The organism is Natrialba taiwanensis DSM 12281 (genome assembly GCF_000337595.1).
GTDB classification, from domain to species: domain Archaea; phylum Halobacteriota; class Halobacteria; order Halobacteriales; family Natrialbaceae; genus Natrialba; species Natrialba taiwanensis.
This window is the reverse complement of the sequence record NZ_AOIL01000016.1, coordinates 56,106-75,726: the sequence shown is the minus strand read 5'-3', so window position 1 is coordinate 75,726 and position 19,621 is coordinate 56,106. Positions and strand designations below refer to the sequence as shown.

The 19,621-nt window shown below is 59.3% G+C and carries 16 protein-coding genes; 8 read left to right on the top strand and 8 right to left on the bottom strand.

All coding sequences use genetic code 11. The features are described from left to right. Together C484_RS22030 and C484_RS05460 are read left to right on the top strand one after the other, a co-directional pair. The coding region (locus C484_RS22030; RefSeq protein ID WP_006824948.1) for a transposase at positions 1-183 on the top strand (183 nt) is incomplete at its 5' end. A gap of 488 nt (positions 184-671) precedes the next feature. Then, positions 672-1,526 carry a DUF4097 family beta strand repeat-containing protein gene (locus tag C484_RS05460; RefSeq protein WP_006824947.1) on the top strand — a complete coding sequence of 285 codons (855 nt, stop codon included), beginning with the start codon at positions 672-674 and terminating at the stop codon, positions 1,524-1,526. Positions 1,527-1,819: 293 nt separating this feature from the next. Here the strand turns inward: C484_RS05460 and C484_RS05455 are convergent, their stop codons facing one another. Next, a complete protein-coding gene (locus C484_RS05455; RefSeq protein ID WP_049915047.1) occupies positions 1,820-2,467 on the bottom strand; it encodes a class I SAM-dependent methyltransferase in 648 nt (215 codons plus the stop codon). A gap of 133 nt (positions 2,468-2,600) precedes the next feature. Continuing rightward, complete coding sequence (locus C484_RS05450) at positions 2,601-3,248, bottom strand: helix-turn-helix domain-containing protein (RefSeq protein ID WP_449289167.1); 648 nt, start codon at positions 3,246-3,248, stop codon at positions 2,601-2,603. 373 nt (positions 3,249-3,621) lie between these two features. Between C484_RS05450 and C484_RS05445 the strand changes: the two genes are divergently transcribed. Then, entirely contained in the window at positions 3,622-4,503 is an 882-nt protein-coding gene (locus C484_RS05445) for a CPBP family intramembrane glutamic endopeptidase (RefSeq protein WP_152422655.1), read from the top strand. A 228-nt stretch (positions 4,504-4,731) separates the two neighbouring features. Here C484_RS05445 and C484_RS05440 read toward each other — a convergent pair whose 3' ends face one another. Then, positions 4,732-5,370, bottom strand: coding sequence for a helix-turn-helix domain-containing protein (locus C484_RS05440; RefSeq protein WP_160164222.1), 639 nt, complete (start codon positions 5,368-5,370; stop codon positions 4,732-4,734). 140 nt (positions 5,371-5,510) lie between these two features. Here C484_RS05440 and C484_RS05435 point away from each other — a divergent pair, with 140 nt between their 5' ends. From C484_RS05435 to C484_RS05425, 3 genes are all read left to right on the top strand, one after another. Next, entirely contained in the window at positions 5,511-6,047 is a 537-nt protein-coding gene (locus C484_RS05435) for a hypothetical protein (RefSeq protein ID WP_006824942.1), read from the top strand. Positions 6,048-6,064: 17 nt separating this feature from the next. Next, a complete protein-coding gene (locus tag C484_RS05430) occupies positions 6,065-7,894 on the top strand; it encodes a transposase (protein ID WP_006824941.1) in 1,830 nt (609 codons plus the stop codon). Positions 7,895-8,692: 798 nt separating this feature from the next. Continuing rightward, positions 8,693-9,442, top strand: a complete 750-nt coding sequence (locus tag C484_RS05425) for an IclR family transcriptional regulator (RefSeq protein WP_006824940.1) — start codon at positions 8,693-8,695, stop codon at positions 9,440-9,442. 9 nt (positions 9,443-9,451) lie between these two features. On the opposite strand, the gene C484_RS05420 is transcribed toward C484_RS05425, so the two are convergent. After that, positions 9,452-10,240 carry an enoyl-CoA hydratase/isomerase family protein gene (locus tag C484_RS05420; RefSeq protein ID WP_049915049.1) on the bottom strand — a complete coding sequence of 263 codons (789 nt, stop codon included), beginning with the start codon at positions 10,238-10,240 and terminating at the stop codon, positions 9,452-9,454. Between the two features lie 205 nt (positions 10,241-10,445). Here C484_RS05420 and C484_RS05415 point away from each other — a divergent pair, with 205 nt between their 5' ends. Beyond that, positions 10,446-11,573, top strand: coding sequence for an acyl-CoA dehydrogenase family protein (locus tag C484_RS05415; protein WP_006824938.1), 1,128 nt, complete (start codon positions 10,446-10,448; stop codon positions 11,571-11,573). Between the two features lie 32 nt (positions 11,574-11,605). Here the strand turns inward: C484_RS05415 and C484_RS05410 are convergent, their stop codons facing one another. Together C484_RS05410 and C484_RS05405 are read right to left on the bottom strand one after the other, a co-directional pair. Further along, positions 11,606-12,466, bottom strand: coding sequence for a 3-hydroxyacyl-CoA dehydrogenase family protein (locus C484_RS05410; protein ID WP_006824937.1), 861 nt, complete (start codon positions 12,464-12,466; stop codon positions 11,606-11,608). A gap of 80 nt (positions 12,467-12,546) precedes the next feature. Beyond that, positions 12,547-14,199 carry an acyl-CoA synthetase gene (locus tag C484_RS05405; protein ID WP_006824936.1) on the bottom strand — a complete coding sequence of 551 codons (1,653 nt, stop codon included), beginning with the start codon at positions 14,197-14,199 and terminating at the stop codon, positions 12,547-12,549. 179 nt (positions 14,200-14,378) lie between these two features. Between C484_RS05405 and C484_RS05400 the strand changes: the two genes are divergently transcribed. Continuing rightward, on the top strand, positions 14,379-16,079 hold the full coding sequence (locus tag C484_RS05400; RefSeq protein ID WP_006824935.1) for an acyl-CoA mutase large subunit family protein: 1,701 nt from the start codon (positions 14,379-14,381) through the stop codon (positions 16,077-16,079). Between the two features lie 304 nt (positions 16,080-16,383). Here C484_RS05400 and C484_RS05395 read toward each other — a convergent pair whose 3' ends face one another. Next, positions 16,384-18,456 carry a TRAP transporter permease gene (locus C484_RS05395; RefSeq protein ID WP_006824934.1) on the bottom strand — a complete coding sequence of 691 codons (2,073 nt, stop codon included), beginning with the start codon at positions 18,454-18,456 and terminating at the stop codon, positions 16,384-16,386. A gap of 42 nt (positions 18,457-18,498) precedes the next feature. Further along, positions 18,499-19,551 carry a TAXI family TRAP transporter solute-binding subunit gene (locus tag C484_RS05390; RefSeq protein WP_049915045.1) on the bottom strand — a complete coding sequence of 351 codons (1,053 nt, stop codon included), beginning with the start codon at positions 19,549-19,551 and terminating at the stop codon, positions 18,499-18,501. Positions 19,552-19,621: the final 70 nt, after the last annotated feature.

Genomic DNA, 19,621 nt, shown 5'->3' with positions numbered 1-19,621 from the left:
CAGGCGTCGGCCGTCACGGACCTGGCGGCCCGTGACGACCTCGCCTTCGTCACGTTACCAGCGTATTCACCGGAACTTAATCCAGTCGAAAAGTGCTGGAGACAGTTGCAATCAGCTCTTAGCAACCGATTCTTCGACTCACTCTCTGAGCTAACAACAGCGATCGATACCGCTCTTGATTAACTCCCTATTCCCAAAATGAGTGGCTATTTCTAACTCCTACTATAGAAGGANTCTGAGCTAACAACAGCGATCGATACCGCTCTTGATTAACTCCCTATTCCCAAAATGAGTGGCTATTTCTAACTCCTACTATAGAAGGAGCCGGGATATCGCTGCCGCCCAATGATTCCGTTCACACTCTCCACGAACGGTACTCGGATCGATGAGTTCCTCAAAATTGTGACACCATTTACTCCACTCGGTACGCTAACCGACACACGATAATCGTCGGAACCGTGTATCTCGCCGTCGGTCATCCGTTAGATGACGGCCCGGAGCGTCTTTCATCGAGTGCAACACGATCTAATTGCGTTCCGTCTGTCGGCTGTAACTCGTCTTTCTGTACCTTATGGGTCGTCAACATCGATCGTTTGATACAAAATCTAAGACGGAAATAGTATCTTATTTAAGCGAGGCCTACTGTTAGACTACTAAGGTGAACATTCGCTATGGATACGGAGATCACTCGTCGACGGGCCGTCATTGCAACTGCTGCCGTCTCGGCCGGTGGAGTTGCACTCGGCGGTATTGCAGCCACTCGCGTGCTTGAGGATAGGGATGATGAAACCGCGTCGGAAACGTTCACCGCGACCTACGATGTCGACGAGGTTTCGATCGCCACCGTGACAGGTCCGATATCGATCACCGGTTCCGAGCGGGAGACCGTTGAACTCGAGGTCGAACAGTACGGCGCGGAGCGCGCTTTGGACCGCACCACGCTGTCGGCCGACGAACACAACGGTACACTCGACGTATCAGTTGATTACGATCAGACCCTCGTAGAGCAGTTCGGGCTGACAGCCGATTCGAGACCGGACTCCGAAATCGTCTGTACCGTGCCACACGAAATCGAACGAGCCGTTCTCGAGACGCGAAACGGCGCTATCGATGTGCGTAACATCGAGTCGATCGTAAGCGCCAGCACCGCGAACGGAGAGATTACACTCGAAGATGTCTCGACTATCGACTCGCTTTCGTCTACAAATGGCGCGATCAACGCGACCAGTGCCCGTCTCAGTGATGGGGCCCTGATTGAGACGACGAACGGCGATATCACAATCGATGCGGACGCCCTTGGGGGTGACGCCACGTTCGAGTCGACGAACGGAGCGATCGACTATACGCTCAACGAGACCGTGGATGCAACCGTAGCGGCCACGACGGTCAACGGCGATATTTCACTCACCGCAACGCACGCGGATCCCGTAACACAAACTGGCAGCGAACTCGAGGCGACCGTCGGTGACGGAACACACCAACTGCAGTTCGAAACGACGAACGGCGACGTGACGATCACCGATTAACCGTCCGAAAAGGCGGTTCCGTTCGATCGCTTCGCTTTCCAAATACCGTGTTGAAACGCTCTGAATATGGTAGCGTTCCTCACAGGCCGATTCTGCGTTAGTGATAGCAAACACGCAGACGATTGGATGGAACTGCCGATACCATCCCATCCTCGTTCGGCGGTACCGCCCGACCCCTTCATTAGTGAGGAGGCGGTTTCGAAATCCAGGCTGAGAATATCCTTTTCCTCTGAAGTCAGGCAGGTAGATTCGTCATGCACGCCACTGACCGAAATTTAGTCTCTCGATTATCGCTAGTTCCTTCGGATAGTCTTCCCTCGTTTTATTGGTTGGAATCTGCTGTCGATATAGTCGATTTCAGCTATTTCGAGAGGGCTTTTTCTCATCGTTTTCTCAGTCTGGCGATTGAGATGACATCCAGCGGTGAACCGCTTCCAGAGAGGATTGATCGTATCTTGGAATCGGCCGATTAACCCGTCTGAACGCACATGTTCGCAGAACCGTAGCTCTCCACTCGGTTTCAGCACGCGGTGAATCTCTTTCAGCGTCTGTTCGACATCAGAAACGGTACAGAGTACCGAGCAGGCGAGGACTACATCGAACCGCTTGTCTTCATAGGGGAGCGACTCAGCCCTGCCTGAGCGAAGATCGATGGATATCCCGGTTTCTGTGGCACGTTTCTTGGCACGCTTTCGCATATGTGGGTCGGGTTCGATTCCATGAAACTGGAGTGAGCGGTCGCGCTCTGCTGCTTTTTTGAAGTAGGGAAACATATCACCTGTACCGGGTCCGATATCCAAGACGGAGCCATGAAGGTCTTCTGCGAGATACTGGCGATGTTTGCGCATGAACCTCTCTTCTCTCCAGCGCCCTTGGAAGTCATAGACAGCCGCGAACACAGGGTGGGCATCCACAGTCGAATCTCGATCTGGGTGGTTCATATGATCTGGTAGTTGTGAGAAGGTACTGTTCCACAAAGAGACCTCTTCCAGATAGTGATGGAGGTTTAAACGACAGCGGTTTCGAAGTTACTTGCCCTCAGAGCGGGGGATATGGATAGACTGGAATGGTGGACTACCTCGTTTGTGACCCAGTAGGAAGTGCCATTATGAGACGTGCTTCACCGTTCCGTAGATGCTCAGAGGCTGTGCTTCGTGCGCACCCGATCCGTTCTGCAACGTCCGCCGCAGTTGCGGTGCGGGGCGTCGCATAGTAACCGACTGCAATAGCGGCCTCAATCACTTCGAGCTGGCGGTTGGTGAGAACGGAACGGATTTCGGGTGTCTCCGGCACATACGAGCCGATATTCTCGATCGTCATATTGGCCCGGATCGTTTCCGGAAACGCGTGAAATGCGTCGTACAGTTGGGTTTCGGGGCCGACAATACGAATCGTCACGCCGACCCCAGTCTCGATTCGAATTGGTAGGTCGACCATCAGGGCGTGTCTATCCAAAATCGAATGCAGATGTCGCAATTGTTCATCGGGGCGACAGTGGTTGTAGAGGTAGCATTCTCGTTCGTTGCGGCCACAGATCTCGTATTGTAGACAACTGGGATCACCATCGAGCTCCGTTATGAGTGCGTCCACATCACCCTCGGCACGATAGAGCTCAACCATCGTTCCGTCGGGCAGTAGTCGCATGTTCAGGATAGCTCCCCGAGTAACTGCGGGACTTGGCGAGAGGTCGTCTTCGGAAACAGTGAGACGAAGACTACGCATGAAGCTACGAACGGGTTCCACGTCTTTAAACTCGGAGCATTCGGCGAGATGGTCGCCGCAGAAAACCTGATATCGGTATCCCACTGCTGGCCAAGCGCGAGTCAGTACATAACTCGACCCGACTTAAACTCCCCCCAATATCTGACGGAAGTGTCATCGGATCGCTTCTCTCAGTACCGATATGGTCTATCTGACAGTACGAACCATGAATCGATCCAGAGAAACAGCTGTGATTGCGGACCCTCTGTTCACAGCTGTACAGAGTGAATTGTGTAGCTTGCCCAGCCAAAGCAAGGTAGCTATGGCATCGCCGATCAATATCTCGTCGCGCGCTTTGAGCGACCTGTGGACATAACCCTAATGAGGAACGCGCATGACTGGTGACGAGCAACAGGAGTCATCGAGGCCATCATTTCGTTCGTCTGCTGATGGGAGTTTCGCAAGCTCCAACCTGTCAGGGCGGTCACCGTTGACGTTCTTCGTGCTGGTGTTCACGCTTTTCCTCCCGTTTTTGATATTCGGGTTGGCGACAAACACATACCTGTTCCCAAGAACCCCCGTGACCGTACTTGCGGCCATTTGCCCAGCGATAGCCGCTGTAATACTCGTCTACAAAACGGATGGTACTGCAGCTGTGACCTCTCTACTGGGACGGTCCGTCGATTATAAGCAAATCAGACCGACGATCTGGTATATTCCCGTTGTACTATTACTGCCTGGCGTGGTGGTTGTGCGATATGGATTGATGCAGTTATTGGGATTGCCACACTCTCTTCCACAGTTCTCGGTAGTATCGACACTGCTCTTTTTCGGCGTGTTCGTTATCTTTGCTTTAGGTGAAGAACTGGGATGGATGGGATACGTTATCGATCCGATGCAGGAGCGATGGGGGGCGCTCCGTGCCAGTATTTTCTTGGGAGTGATCTGGGCAATATTGCATATTCCGCTGCATCTTGGCCACTCGACGCTGGTGATCGCTTTGGCATCTCTCCACCTGGTGGGGGTGCGGGTGGTGCTGGTCTGGTTGTACAACAACACGAGAAACAGCGTTTTCGCAGTCGTTGTGTGTCACGCCATCCTCAACGTCATGTTCACCTTGTTCCCGAGGAACTCATTTGATGCGTGGCTTATCGACACGCTGCTCATCGCAGGCCTAGCCCTTGCACTCTCTCTTATCTGGGACTCACGAACACTCGCCAGCACCCGGCTGCCTGGTTGGATGGAACGCTTGGGAAACCGTCAGCAGGAAAGCTGATTCTTTCCGTTCTAATCTGAACTCGGCTAGGTCGGTTCGTCATGCATAGCTACCTACGAAATTTAGGCCATCGATTGGTTCCAATATTCATCATGAACAGAGGTCGGCTAGTTAGATTCGTCATGCACAACCATCTGCGAAATTTAGACTATCGGTATAGATTTCGAGCCAAGCCGTGCATGAGCAATCTACCTGCCTAACTTCAGCTAAAACAGTATGCGAGTGCTTTCACTTCACCACTTCCTGCATCACCCTTGCTTCGGCCTTTCGGAGATGCTCGGCGACTGTACCTCGCGAGAGTTCGAGTTTGGCCGCGAGATCACGCTGACCAGCCTTCCGAGGGAGATCATAATATCCTCCATTGATTGCAGCGCGCACGACCTCAATTTGACGGTCTGTCAGGTGCCATGCGGGATCGCGCATTCCGGGATGGTAGTCACCCGTTTTTTCAATCGTCACGTCTACAATTTCGGAGAGATCCGCGACGACGTGTTGGAGAGATATGTCTTCACCGAGGAGCGTAAGTTGAAAACCCCGATTGGTATATCTGACTGGCCAGTCCACAGTAATCTTATGAGTATCGATGATGTCGATGAGCGCCGTGTCGAGGTTTCCGGGATTCAAGTGTATGTATACAAACCCTGTTTCGCTCGTGGGTATGACCGACACATCTCCCAGCTCTGACGTGCTTCTCGCAAACCGTTCGATATCGCCAGTGAGTCGAACCAACTCGACAGCAGTTCCATCATCGAGCGGATTGAGATCATAGATCTCTTCATATGTTGCAATCACTTCGTTATCTACCTGTACTTGTCTCAGTTCGTTGAATGTCTCGTGAGCGTCACTCGGGTCGATGACCAGGGTCACATATCTCATAAATAAATACTCAATGATGTGTGTAAAGAAGTGTATCTCATATCTCACTCGATATTGCAGGACATATACTCTTAAACTTGCCGAGCATGCATGGCAGTAACTCCACACACTCCCGTCCGCATTAGTTAGGTATGAGCGATCTGATTTACGTCGCTATCATCGGCTGTGAGATTGGGTTCTGGGTCGTGCTTCTTGCAGGGCTCTCTACTCGATATCTCCTCGGCCAGCAACGGCTGAGTACAGTGCTACTGGCAGGCGTCCCGCTTGTTGATTTGCTCTTACTGACGTTTACTGTAATCGACCTCAATAATGGGGGAACTGCAACCTCTGCCCATGGGTTAGCCGCGATATATATCGGAGTTTCTGTCGCTTTTGGCCATCGCCTAATCCGCTGGGCCGATGAACGATTCTCCTACTGGTTCGCTGATGGTCCACCACCCACAAAACCACCGAAGACGGGTCGAGCGCACGCTCAACATGAACGCCATCAGTGGGGACGGCACTTTCTCGCTTGGATAATCGGCTGCGCTCTGCTTCTCGGGGCTGTTGCACTCGTAGGTGATTTTGACAGAACGAGAGTGTTAACGGAGATGGCAAAATTGTGGGGTGTCATCCTTGCGATCGATTTTGTCTGGTCATTCAGCTACACGATCTGGCCCAAGGGATAGGAGTGTCTCACGTGAGAATGGAAGGGGCAGACGACCATCTCGACGGATTCGTTGCGGATGTCACGACCATCGTGCAGTCACAGTGCGAGCGGTGGGAAAGCTACGACGACATCGAGATGCTGATCTGCCATCTCCCGATCGATCATCTCACGTTCGCCACACACGATGCGTCCGCTCCGTACGCGGGACCGTACCCGATGACGGTCCACGTTCGAGCCGGCCTGCTCACGGAGATCAACGGCTGGGATGAAACCGCCCTCTACGACTACCTCAGAGAACACCCTTCGCTGCGTCAGAATCTCGGCTTCAAGACGCTCCCGAATCAATCGACGTTCTGGCGCGCATGGAACGAACGCTTCAGCGAGAAACTCCGTGATGGCGTACACGATTGTGCCGACGTAATTGTGAGGACCGCGCGTGCCTACGAGGTTCCGCTTCCCGACCGGATCGGCACCGACGGAGCGGATGGATCCGAAGCCGACAATCCTCCCAAACACCAGCTCGTCGCCCAGAAGACCGACGAGGTGTGGCAGCAGGCCAAACCATTCGTAGCCGACGCGTTCGCGCTTGATCGCGGGCCGAACTGGCAGATCCACGAGAACGCCTTCTGGGAGCAACACGCCTACATAGGGATGCGCGAGGACATGTACGCCCGCAGCGGCCCGGCATCGTTCTCACTCGATACGACGCGCGAGCGCATCCCGGCGGGATCGACTCATCGCTACCAGATCGGGAAGCTCTCCGTCGCGGAGATTCGGGAGATGCTGCGAGACACGACGCGGATGCTGATCGCCCGTGCCCGTCAACACGGTGAACTCGATGGGCCGGTCTTTGCGGCCATCGACGTGACCAAGGGATTCCCGTTCACCGGCGACGTAGAGGACCACGAGGACGACATCCTCGGGTACAAAGACGGCAACGAGTACTACCAGTGGGCGGTGCTGAAAATCGTCGGGATGGACGTGCCGCTGGTTCTCGATGCCATCCCGCGCGTGCGCGGACAGTCGAAAGACGCGATCGTTGAGAAGCTCCTGTCGCAGGCGACCGAGATGGTCGACATCGACCTCGTGATGATGGATCGGGAGTTCGATAGCGATCCGGTCAAGGACACCTGCGAGGAGTACGACGTTCACTATCTGAATCCCACGCGCATCTTCGCCAATAGCGACGAAGCAGACACCATCGCGTGGATGTACCGTAACGGCGAACGGTTCCATGTCACGGAGGAGAAAGCCGACGATGGGACACCCACGCGCAAGCAGGTCTACCTCCCGAAGCAATCGAATTCGGACGACGACGAGGAGGGAGACAACGATCTTTCAGCAGTATGGACGGAGATGTGCGGTGAGTGGGAGTTCGAGGACGTGGAAGGCGAACCGAGCGAGGGGATGTCGTTCTCGCGGTTGCTCGCAGACATTCAGCGGGAAGAAGAAATCGAAGAGCGGAAGCAGAAAGCACAGGAGGGAGACGTAGACACCGCCGGGACCGTCGTGTTTGAGACGAATCATCCCTACGTAACCGCCGGTGATGCCGACGATCAGCGGATGAACGGAAAGGCGTTCGTCCACATGATCGAGCGGCTCATCCGATGGTATCGCCGTCGTTGGGGTATTGAGAACGGCTTCAAGAAGCAGAAGCACTTCATGGTGCGAACCACTTCAATCGAACGCGACTATCGGTTCTTCAATTTCGTGTTTGCATGCGTGCTGTATAACGTTTGGCGGCTGGTCGATCTGCTGGTGAAGCTCGCCATCGACGGCGAGAACACGTCGTACGCACCGCGCGTCGATGCGAACCAGTTTCTGACCGTTGCCAAGCAGTTCTACGGTCTCGACCCGCCTGATTGACGCCGATATCTCCCGTGTTCGCCCGATTCGTGAGCGGCAGTGCTGTCAGATAGCTGTTTATCTCATGCGCTGCAAGCCCGATTCTGAGACCACGACCCAATACTATCGCTGGCTTCTTCGGTACATCGAAAAAGTAATCGGAATGAATAGGCAGTCCGTGCATTGGCTGGCCACCTAGCCGACTTCAGCTTTTCCTGAAGAACCATAGTATAATTCATGGCAATTATCCTCGATCCACGCTGTAAGACGAGTGTGACCGAGACCAATGTCGTGTTTTAGGATGTCCCATCGTATGCATCGAACGTCCAGCCTCATCTACTGCCGGAGAATTCTATATACCATTATAGAATTCATACCGGTTGATTAGCGACGAGATCGCGTATTCGACGGCTCACTCACTCTCCTAGCGACAGGTGTGGATGAGTAACACTCAGCCCTGGTGAATACATGAGTACAACTGTAAATAACGTATGCCACCTTCGGTCACCGGGTCTCCGTACTGGCTGTGACCAGTACGTCACCGATACTGGAAGCCTCTTTCGGCACAGTCGGATTGCCAAACGCACAGCAGTATATCGATGATGCCCGTACGATCCATTCAATGGGCTATCTCCGCTGTGTTCGAATCCGACTCTTTCGGAACCGTCTCTCAGCACTGTTCTTCTTCCGGCATCGGTCATCGGTCACCTACGCATTGCGATGATAGCTGATCCGATGGAGACGACCGAATCGAAATACCCGAAATAGTTTCCGGCACAACCGAAACACTTCTGTGGATAGTCCGTCGTAGTCGTCGTCATGACAAACACCCCCAACCGGTCCGTCCAACGGGCCTTCAGGATCGTCGACGAACTCTCGGAAAACGGTGGCGGTCGGGCCTCCGAACTCGCGTCGCGACTCGAGATGCCGGTGAGTACCGTCCACGACTACCTGCAAGCGCTCGTCGAAACGGGGTACGTGACCGCCGAGGATAAGGAATATCGGACATCGACGCGATTTCTCGAGGTCGGCCACCGCCAGCGCCACCGGCTGGAGGTCGTTAAAGCTGTCCGCAACGAACTCGTAACCGTCGCCGACGAGACCGGCGAGCACGTGACGCTACTGATCGAGGAGCACGACCAGGCGGTGATCCTCGCCGTCCAGGAGGGACCGGATGCGATCAACCTGTTCGCCTACCCCGGCGCGCGGATGCCCCTTCACGCGACGGCACCCGGCAAGGCGATGCTGGCACATAGGGACGACGGGCGCGTCGCTGAACTCGTCGATCAGGGGCTCGTCGAAGTAACGTCCCGGACAGTAACCGATCCCGACGTACTACTCGAGCAACTCGAGACGGTCCGACAGCGGGGCTACGCGGTCGACGAGGGCGAGCGCATCGCCGGGATGGTCTGCATCGCAGCGCCGGTGCTCGACAAGCGCGAGCAGATTCAGGGCGCGATCTGCGTCTGCGGTCCCGAGAGTCGCCTCGGCGAGACGCGCCGTGAGGAAATCGCGGACGTCGTCCAGCGCGCGGCGAACGTGACGCAGGTGAATCTGGATTACGTTTGAGCGACCTCGTTAGTGGCCGACGAATTCGGGGTCATCATCGCCGAAGAAGGCGTCGAGTCCGCGCTGGTAGTCCTCTGTTCGGGCCGCCGCGGCGATCGCGTCGGTTTCGGCCGCGAGCTGGGCCTCAAGTTCACGACCGTAGCTCTCGGTCAGGAGTCGGCTCGCGGTTCCGAGCGCCTGGGTCGGCCCTGCCGCCAACTCGTTCGCGAGTTCAGTAACGTGCGCATTGAACTCGTCGGTGGGGACGACCTCGGTCGCGAGCCCCAGGTCGACGGCTTCGTCGGGGCCGATCGGCCGGTCTCGAAGGACGATTTCCTTCGCGTTCCGGAGGCCGACGAGTCGCGGGAGGAAGAAGGTCGAGCCGCCGTCGCCGGTCAGCCCGATGCCGGGGTAGGCAAAGCGCAGGGTCGCGTCTTCACCGAGGACGAGCAGGTCGGGCATCAGCACGAGGCTGAAGCCGATTCCGGCGGCGATACCGTTGACGGCACCGACGACGGGCGTTTCGGCCTGGTGGAACTGGACGATCGCCTCGTGGGCGCGGCCCGCGAGTTCGCGGAGGCGCGCGGCGTCGGTCTCGTCGCCCTCGAGTTGCGTGAGGTCGGCACCGGAGCCGAAGAACTGGCCGGCGTGGGTCAGCACGATACAGCGCGTGTCCTGGTCCTCGCCGAGGGTCGTCGCGACCGAAACGAGTTCGTCGGCCATCTCGAGGGTGAGCGAGTTCCGTCCGGCCGCGCTGTCGAGCGTCACCGTCGCCACGCCGTCGTCGTGATCGACGGCGAGGTTTTCGTAGTCAGTCATGTCAGTCAGCGATTCGTGACGGTGGTGGTTAACTGTTATCGTCCGTCCGAGCACGGCACCCAGCCGCTGCCGTGTGGTTTGCACAGTAGTGACCCGAGTCGGATCTGTTTCCGACTCTGTCGGAATCTGGAGCATATAGGTCGGCCCCACCGGTTCGTTTCCTGAAAATCGGACGCTTTAGTATCCCGCTCACGAATATTCGGCCATGGAACTGACGAGCGAACAGGAACTCGTCCGGGATACCGTTCGAGAGTTCGTCGAAAACGAGGTCGGGACCGACGTCCGCGAAGCCGACGAGACCCAGACGTTCCCCGAAGACGTGTGGGACGGGCTGGCCGAACTCGATCTGACGGGGCTTACGGTCCCCGAAGAGTACGGCGGAATGGACGTCGACGAAGTGACCTACAGTATCGTCAACGAAGAACTCGCTTACGGCCACCTCGCGGTGGCGACGGCGCTGTCGGTCCACTGTCTCGCAACGTCGTGCATCCGCGAGTTCGGGTCCGAGGGTCACCGGGAGGAGTGGCTCCCCGAGATGGTCTCGGGTCGTCCCGTCGGCGCGTTCGCCCTGTCGGAACCCGACGCCGGCTCGAACCCGGCGGAGATGACGACGGAGGCCGTCCGCGAGGGCGACGAGTACGTCATCAACGGCAAGAAACAGTGGATCACGAACGGCGAACGGGCGGGCGTGGTCGTCCTCTTCGCGAAGACGGACAGGGACGATCCCGAGACGGTCACCCAGTTTCTGGTGCCGAAGGACACGGCGGGACTCGAGGTCGGCAAGAAGGAGGATAAACTGGGCCTGCGGGCGAGCGACACGACGACGCTCATCTTCGACGACGTGCGGATTCCGGCCGAGAATCGGCTGACCGAGGTCGGATCGGGACTCAAGGCCGCCTTTTCGATCCTGACCGGCGGCCGAATTGCGATCGCGAGTCAGGCGGTCGGCGTGGCGCAGGCGGCGCTCGACGCTGCGGTCGCGTACGCGAACGAACGTGAGCAGTTCGACAAGCCGATCATCGAACACCAGGCGATCGGCCACAAACTCGCGGACATGCAAACCGACGTGCAGGCGGCTCGCCTGCTCACGCGGGATGCTGCGCGGAAGAACGAAGACGGCGTCGATCCGACGGCCGCGGCCATGGCCAAGTACTTCGCCAGCGAGGCGGCCGTCGACGTGGCCAACGAGGCCGTCCAGGTCCACGGCGGCTACGGCTACACCAAGGACTTCGATGTCGAGCGCTACTACCGCGACGCGAAGATCACGACGATCTACGAGGGAACCAGCGAAATTCAGAAGAAGATCATCGCGCGCGAGCTGAAGTCGCGCTGAGTTGCGCCGCTTTTGCGGTCGCAGCGGCTCTCTCAGTCGTACTCGTAGAAGCCCCGTCCCGCTTTCTTGCCCAGCTCGCCCGCCTCCACCTTGCGCTTCAAGAGGTAGGCCGGCTGGTACCGATCCCCGAGTTCATCGTGCAGCGTCTCCGAGGCGTGCAGGCAGATGTCCAGGCCGATGTGGTCGGCCAGGGTGAGGGGGCCCATCGGGACGTTCGTCCCGAGTTCCATCCCCGCATCGATGTCTTCCTTCGTAGCCACGCCCTCGTCGTAGGCCCGGATACCCTCGTTGATCCAGGGCATCAGAATGCGGTTGGTGACGAAGCCGGGCTTGTCGTCCGATTCCCACGTCGTCTTCCCGAGGTCCTCGGCGAACTCGTGAGCCAGGTCGACGGCCTCGTCGCTCGTCTTCTCACCGACGACGACCTCGACGCCCTCCATGATCGGGACGGGGTTCATGAAGTGCAGGCCGACGACCCGCGCCGGCCGGTCGGTTGCACTCGCGATCGAGGTGATCGAGATCGTGCTCGTGTTCGTCGCTAGCAGCGTCTCGGCGGCGACAATGTCGTCGAGTTCGGCGAAGATCTCGCGTTTCACATCGAGGTCCTCGAGTGCCGCCTCGACGACGAGGTCGCAGTCTGTGAGGTCGCCGAGGTCGGTCGTGCCCTCGATTCGGTCGCGGATCACGTGGGGGTCGTCCGGGAGGGCGTCCCGGTCGTCGAGGCGGCCGAGGCTCTCGTCGATCGAGTCGAAGCCGCTGTCGACGAACTCCCGTTCGATGTCGCGCATGACGACATCGTAGCCGTTCGTTGCGGCGACCTGTGCGATGCCATTGCCCATCGTCCCCGCGCCGACGACGCCGACACGGTCTACCGTCTCCGGGGTCCGGTGCATACGCAGTCTCTGCTGTCACGAGCAGTATAAGTGTGCCGACTCGCTGGCTGAGCGGATCGACCGCGCGAACGCGGGGGAAGTTAGCCGTGCTGTGCCTGTTCCTGCTCGCGGAGTTCGATCCGTCGAATCTTCCCGCTCGAGGTTTTCGGCAACTCGTCGGTGAACTCGATCCGGCGGGGGTACTTGTAGGGTGCGGTCTCCGCTTTCATGAACGCCTGCAGTTCGTCCGTTAGCTCCACAGTCCCCTCGTAGCCGTCGGCGAGAATCACGTAGGCTTTGACGACGCTCCCGCGCTCCTCGTGCGGACTCCCGACGACGGCCGCCTCGGCGACCGCGTCGTGGCTGACGAGTGCGTCCTCGACTTCGAAGGGGCCGATCCGGTAGCCCGAGGAGATGATGATGTCGTCGGCCCGTCCCTCGAAGAAGAAGTAGCCCTCTTCATCCCGTCTCGCGAGGTCGCCCGTCCGATAGAACTCGCCCGAGAGCTTCTGCTCGTCCAGATGGGGTTTCTCGTAGTAGCCGTCGAAGATCGCCGGCGAGTCGACGGGCACCGCGATTTCGCCGATCTCATCGGATTCGACTTCCTCCTCGTCGTCGACATCGATGATGGTCGCGCCGATGTCCGGCGTCGGCTTCCCCATGCTGCCGGGCTTGACATCGATCCCCGGATAGTTCGACACGAGCGCGACCGTCTCGGTCTGGCCGTAGCCGTCGCGCGGGGTCACCCCCCAGGCGTCCTCGATGCGCTCCATCGGCTCCCGATTGAGCGGTTCGCCCGCCGAAAGCGCATCGCGAACCTGCACATCGTAGGCGTCGAGGTCCGCATTGGCCAGCATCCGGTACTGCGTCGGAACGGCACAGAGCTTCGTGACGCCCTCGGTTTCGAGGATCTCGAGGAACGTCTCGGGCTTGAACTCGCCGTCGTAGATGAGCTGGGTCGCGCCGGTCGTCAGCCCGACGCCGACCGGGCTCCAGAACCACTTCGCCCAGCCCGTTCCGGTCGTCGCCCACAGGAGTTCATCCGCGAGTTCAGTCTCGTCATCGATGTTCCACCAGTGGGGCGCGTTGACCCGATTGAAGCAGTACATCCAGCGGTGTTTGTGCAGGACGGGTTTCGGCTTGCCCGTCGTCCCGCTCGTGTAGTTGATCGACATCGGGTCCGCGGCTCCGAGGTCGGGACCGTCGTAGTCGGTCGGCTGGTCGGCGAGGACCGCCTGGACGGTAGTCCAGTGAGCGTCGCTCTCGCCGGCTTCCCCATGCTCGTCTGCGAGCGCAGCGTCGTCCCCGTCCAGCACGATCACCCGCTCGATCGGCGTCTCCGAGAGCACCGGCTCGACCATGTCGGTCAGCGACTCGTGGACGACGATCGTCGTCGCGTCGCAGTCGGTCGCCCTGAACTCGATGTCGTTCGCGCGCAGCATCGACGAGCAGGGAACCAACAGCGCCCCAGTCGCGAGCGCACCGAGTTGGATCGCGAACGCGTCCGGATGGCGCGGGAACAGGTGCATCACTCGGTCGTCCTTTTCCACCCCGAGTTCAGCGAGCCCGTTCGCAAACCGGTTCATGTCGTCCCGGAGATCGGCGTACGTCCGTTCGCTTTGCGCGCCAGTCGAATCGCGGAAGTGAACGGCGACGCGGTTGCCGAACGACTGGGCGTGCTCGGCAACGCGCGCCGTAACTGTGTATGACTCGGGGATCTCCCATCCGTCCGCCGCGGTCGTATCGGTCGCCATAGGCAGTAGGTATCACACCACATGTCTTTATGGTTTCGACACCGATTCCGAGACAGTCCGATTCGACTCGTACTCGCCATCGGTCGAAACGGACCGAGATGGCCGTCTCCACCGCTGGCGGACGACCGTTCAACGAGTAACAACAAGACTTTAGATTCCTGCCAGACATATCCTCACTAATGTTCGACCAGGAAGAGATAGACCGGATTCGCGAACAGCGCGAGCAGTGGACCGAGGAGACGCTCGAGTCGACCCTCGACCACCACGGCGAGCGCCAGGAACGGTTCGCGACGGTCTCGAACCACGAGGTCGACCGCCTCTATACACCCGACGACATCGCTGAACTCGACTACGAGGACGATCTGGGGTTCCCCGGCGAGCCGCCGTACACGCGCGGTCCGTATCCGACGATGTATCGCGGCCGCACGTGGACGATGCGCCAGTTCGCCGGCTTCGGGACGGCGGAGGAGACGAACGAGCGGTTTCACTACCTGATCGATCAGGGGCAGACGGGGCTCTCGACGGCCTTCGACATGCCGTCGCTGATGGGGATCGACTCGGACCACCGGATGAGTCAGGGCGAGGTCGGCAAGGAGGGTGTCGCAGTGGACACGCTGCGGGACATGGAAATCCTCTTCGACGGCATCGATATCGGCGAGGTATCGACCTCGTTTACGATCAACCCCTCCGCGGCGGTCATCTACGCGATGTACATCGCGCTGGCCGACCAGCAGGGCGTTCCGCGCGAGGAGATCCGAGGAACGCTGCAGAACGACATGTTAAAGGAGTTCATCGCGCAGAAGGAGTGGGTCGTTCCGCCGCAGCCGTCGCTCGAGGTCGTCACCGACACGATCGAGTTCGCCGTCGAGGAGACGCCGAAGTTCCACCCGGTTTCCATCTCGGGCTACCACATCCGCGAAGCGGGATCGACGGCGGCCCAGGAGGCCGCGTTCACCCTCGCGGACGGCTTCGCCTACGTCGAGGACTGTCTGGACCGCGGGTTGGACGTCGACGAGTTCGCGCCGCTCCTCTCGTTTTTCTTCAACTCGCACAACTCGATCTTCGAGGAGGTGGCGAAGTTCCGCGCCTCACGGCGGATTTACGCCCGCGTCATGGAGGAGTGGTACGACGCCGAGCGCGACGAGTCCAAGCGGCTCAAGTTCCACACGCAGACGGCCGGCCAGTCGCTGACCGCCCAGCAGCCGCTCAACAACATCGTTCGGGTGACGATTCAGGCGCTGGCGGGCGTCTTCGGCGGCACGCAGTCGTTGCACACGAACAGTTTCGACGAGGCGCTCGCGCTGCCGACCGAGAAGGCGGTTCGAGTCGCTCTGCGGACCCAGCAGATCATTGCCGAAGAGTCCGGCGCGGCCGACATCGTCGATCCGATGGGCGGCAGTTTCGCGATCGAGAAACTCACGAACGAGATGGAAGTCGAGATCATGGCCTATCTCGAGGAGATCCAGGAGATGGGCGACGGGTCGATCCGCGACGGCGTTCTCGACGGGATCGAGCAGGGGTACTTCCAGCGGGAGATCCAGGACTCGAGCTATGAGTACCAACAGCGCGTCGAGCGCGGCGAGGAGGTCGTCGTCGGCGTCAACGAGTTCACGATCGAGGAGGATACGTCGCCGGAGATCCTCGAGATCGACGAGACGACGCGGGATCGGCAACTCGAGCGACTCGAGCGGGTCAAGCGCGAGCGCGACGACGAGGCGGTCGAGGCGGCGCTTTCGGCCCTCTCGGACGCGATTCCGACGGACGAAAACGTCATGCCGTACATCGTCGACGCGGTCAAGACCTACGCGACGATGGGCGAGATCATGCAGGTGTTCGAGGACCATCACGGTGCGTATCAGGAGGAACTCAGTCCGGTCTAATACCGGTTCTACAAAATATCTGCTGTACTGATATAGGTCGGAAAGAGAGAACGAAGCTGAGTGCTGCCGTTGACCTCAATATTCACCGAAAATTGCTTTTGTACGGCATGATAGTGGCGAAATCGGGGAGGGAATTGTCCGTGAATGAACGAGAGGGGATTGAACGGAGAAAAGATCAGAATCGGGACGAGACTCCGTGAGCTGCGTATAGTATTGCGGAGATCAGATGAGGAATCTGCTATTGCAAATAAGTCTGCATTCTGTGAGGTCGACAGAATAGAAACATATCATATATGTCGTTGAACTATCGGCTGAGTTCGGATCCGACCGGTACCGTCCAGCTGTCTGAGAGGTACTTTTCGGCGATGAAGACGAGTGCGAAGACGGCGATGCCAGCGACCTGGGCAAACAGGGCTGGGTAGACCATGATGAACGCGCCGAGCCAGAACAGGCCGAAGCGGATCGGGATGGTGTACTGGCGGTCGAAGTAAAACGGATAGTTGAGCCCGTAGATAATCGCCATTGCGCCGAGCAGGACGGCACCGGCCGTGACCAGCGACTGGAGACCGAGTGCGGTCGAGACGAGTTCAGGGTGGTAGATGAACGATAAGGGGAGGACGAAAAGCGGCGCGGCGATCGTCATTGCGGTGGCGCACGTTTCCCAGAAGTTGGATTCGGCGATGCCGGCGGCGACGACGACGGCGATGGCGACGGGCGGGGTGACGCCGGCCATGACGGCGGCGTAGAACACCATGTAGTGGGCCGCGAGTTCGGGAACGCCGAAGTCGTTGACGAACGCCGGGGCGACGAGGGTAGAGGTGATTACGTAGGCCGCGACGGTCGGCATGCCGATGCCCATGACGATACAGACGAGCATGCCGAGGATGGCGGCGATGAACAGGACGCCGCCGGAGATGTCCATCAACATCAGCGCGATCTTCGAGGGGGTGCCGGTCACCATCAGCAGGTCGACGATGCCGTTGACGGCGGCCAGGATGATGGCGATCGGTGCGAGGATGATCGCGCCGCGGCGAAAGCCGGAGACGGTGTTGCCGAGTTCGGTGACGAGCGAGTCGACGATGCGGGATCGGCGGACCGATCGGAGGCGCGGGCTCCGGGGTGACGGCCGGTCGTCGAGTTCGACGGTCGCGGACCGGCGTCCGGTGACGACCGCGTAGATCGACTGGAGCACGGGGGTCGCGATACCGAGGCCGATCATGGTGGCAATGGTCCAGAGGGCGGACGTCGCGACGGTCCACTGCAACACGCCGAGCAGGGCGATCAGGACGACGAAGGGGATGCCGAATCGAATTCCTTCAACGAGTTTGTCCCCGCGGGTGAGCCGATTGTCGAAGAGATCGTCGAACTGCAGGTCCTGGCTCCCGACCTCGCGGATCGAGGTGTAGTGGACGCCGATGACGATGCTGGCGACGAGGATCGCGGCGGGCAGCAGTCCGGCGGCGATGACGTCGACGTAGGCGATCTGGAGGAACGAGGCCATCACGAACGCCGAGGCACCCATGACCGGCGGCAGGACCTGCCCGGAGGTCGAGGCCGTCCCCTCGATCGCGGCCGCCGTCCGCGGGCGGAGGCCGCTGTCGATCATCGTCGGAATGGTGAACGAGCCGGTCATCCCGGCATTTGCGGCGTAACTGCCGTTTACCGAGCCGATGATCGCGCTCGCGAGAACGGCGGTCTGGGCGACGCCCGATTCGATGTACTTCGCGCTCGCGATCGCCACCCGAAGGATGAGATCGAACGCGCCGTAGGCGAACAACAGCCCGGCGTACAGGAGAAACGGCGCGATCAGCGTAGCCGTAAGCTGCGTCAGCGAGCCGAAGAACCCGCCGAGATCGGTGATCAGAACCTGCAACATGTACCGCGTATCGATTCCGGCGTGGCCGAAGATACCGGGAAGCATCCACCCGTAAAGGGCGTACGCCATCGCACCGACGACGAGGCCGAGAAAAATCTTCCCATAGGAACGCCAGGTCAGGTACAGGATGACGGCGACCACCAGCCAGGCGAGGTGGTACTCGTGCTCCAGCGCCCGTCCCTGTCGCTGCTGGTAGACGGCTTCGAAGTTCGTAAACAGGTAGGCGCAGGCGACGATCATCACGCTGGCACAGGCGATCAGTATCAACAGATCGAGATCGTCGCCGCCTTCGATCGATCCAACCGCCTCGTTGAGGATGTACAGTACCAGAATGCTGCCGAGGAACACGACGGCGTACTGCGCTCGACTCAGCGTGCCGGGTGAACTCGCCCAGAAGAGGACGATTCCCCAGAACAGCAGCGCGCCGATCGTGATCGCGGAGTTGAGGTATCGGAGTGTTGTTTCTCGAACGGTCGTCGGTGTCGGTTGTGCTGTCGTCATGGGTGCAGTGGTGGGTCAGTAGCGCAGGTCGGCTGCCCGTCGTCAGTTGTAAGAGCCGGCCTCGTCGGGATCGCCGACGAGCCAGTCGTCGTTCCAGGCGTCCTGATCCTGGTAGTACTCCGCCGCACCGGGGTGCCACGGGTAATCGTCGATCGCCGCCGACGTGAGTTCGTCGAGCGATTCCGGAGTGAACCGCGGTTCGGCGTCGCGAACGGCGTCTCCGTGTTCGTGTGCGATCCGCGTGAGTTCGTAGACCTGATCCGTGGACGTCTCGGGATGGAACGTAAACGTCACTTCGAGGTCCCAAGAGACGATCCCGTCGGCACCGATGTCCTGTTGCCACTGGAAGTCTTCGACGACGTCGTCGTACTCCGAGAATCCGGCACCGGAGTACTCCTGGATCGCCTCGACGAGTTCGTCCGTGTGTTCGACGTATCGAACGTCGGTCCGGCTGTCGTACTCGACGACGAAGCCGGTGTTGCCGACGCCGGGGGTACCGTAGGCGATCGCGGCGTCGATCGTTCCCTCCTCCATGGCTCCTGGGGCGTCGTCGACGCCCATGTCGACGATGTCCATCTCCTCGTAGATGTCCGCGACCTGGGGCATCTGCCAGACGTCGAGCGTCGTCGAGCGGGTCGAGTAGCCGGGCTCGGCCGGGTAGACGGTGGCACCCGCGAGGTCGTCGAACGTTTCGATGTCGGTGTCAGAACGGGCGACGACGTAGATACTGTAGGGAAAGGCGAGAAACCCCTGCCAGGGGAGCATCTCGACCGAACTGTCCGCGAACATATCCTCGCCGTTCATCGCTTTGGACATCGTGTTTGTATCAACGATGCCGCCGTCGACCTGCCCGTCGCTCATCCGGTTCGTCGTCCCGACGTAGCCCGGACTCTCGATCGTCGAGTACGCCACGTCCTCGCCGTGGTCGGAGACGGCCTGTTCGAACGCCAGTCCGACGTCCCACGTGCCGCCGGCGGACGCGCCCATCCGAACGGTGTCTCCGCCCCCGCCACCCAAACAGCCCGCCGCCCCGAGTGCACCGATCGCTGCACCAGTCTGTAGGACACTCCGGCGGCTGATGTTACCAATAGCCATGGTAGATCTACCATCGACTGGATATCGTATATATTCTTTGGTGAGACATAACGTACCACTGGAGCAAGAA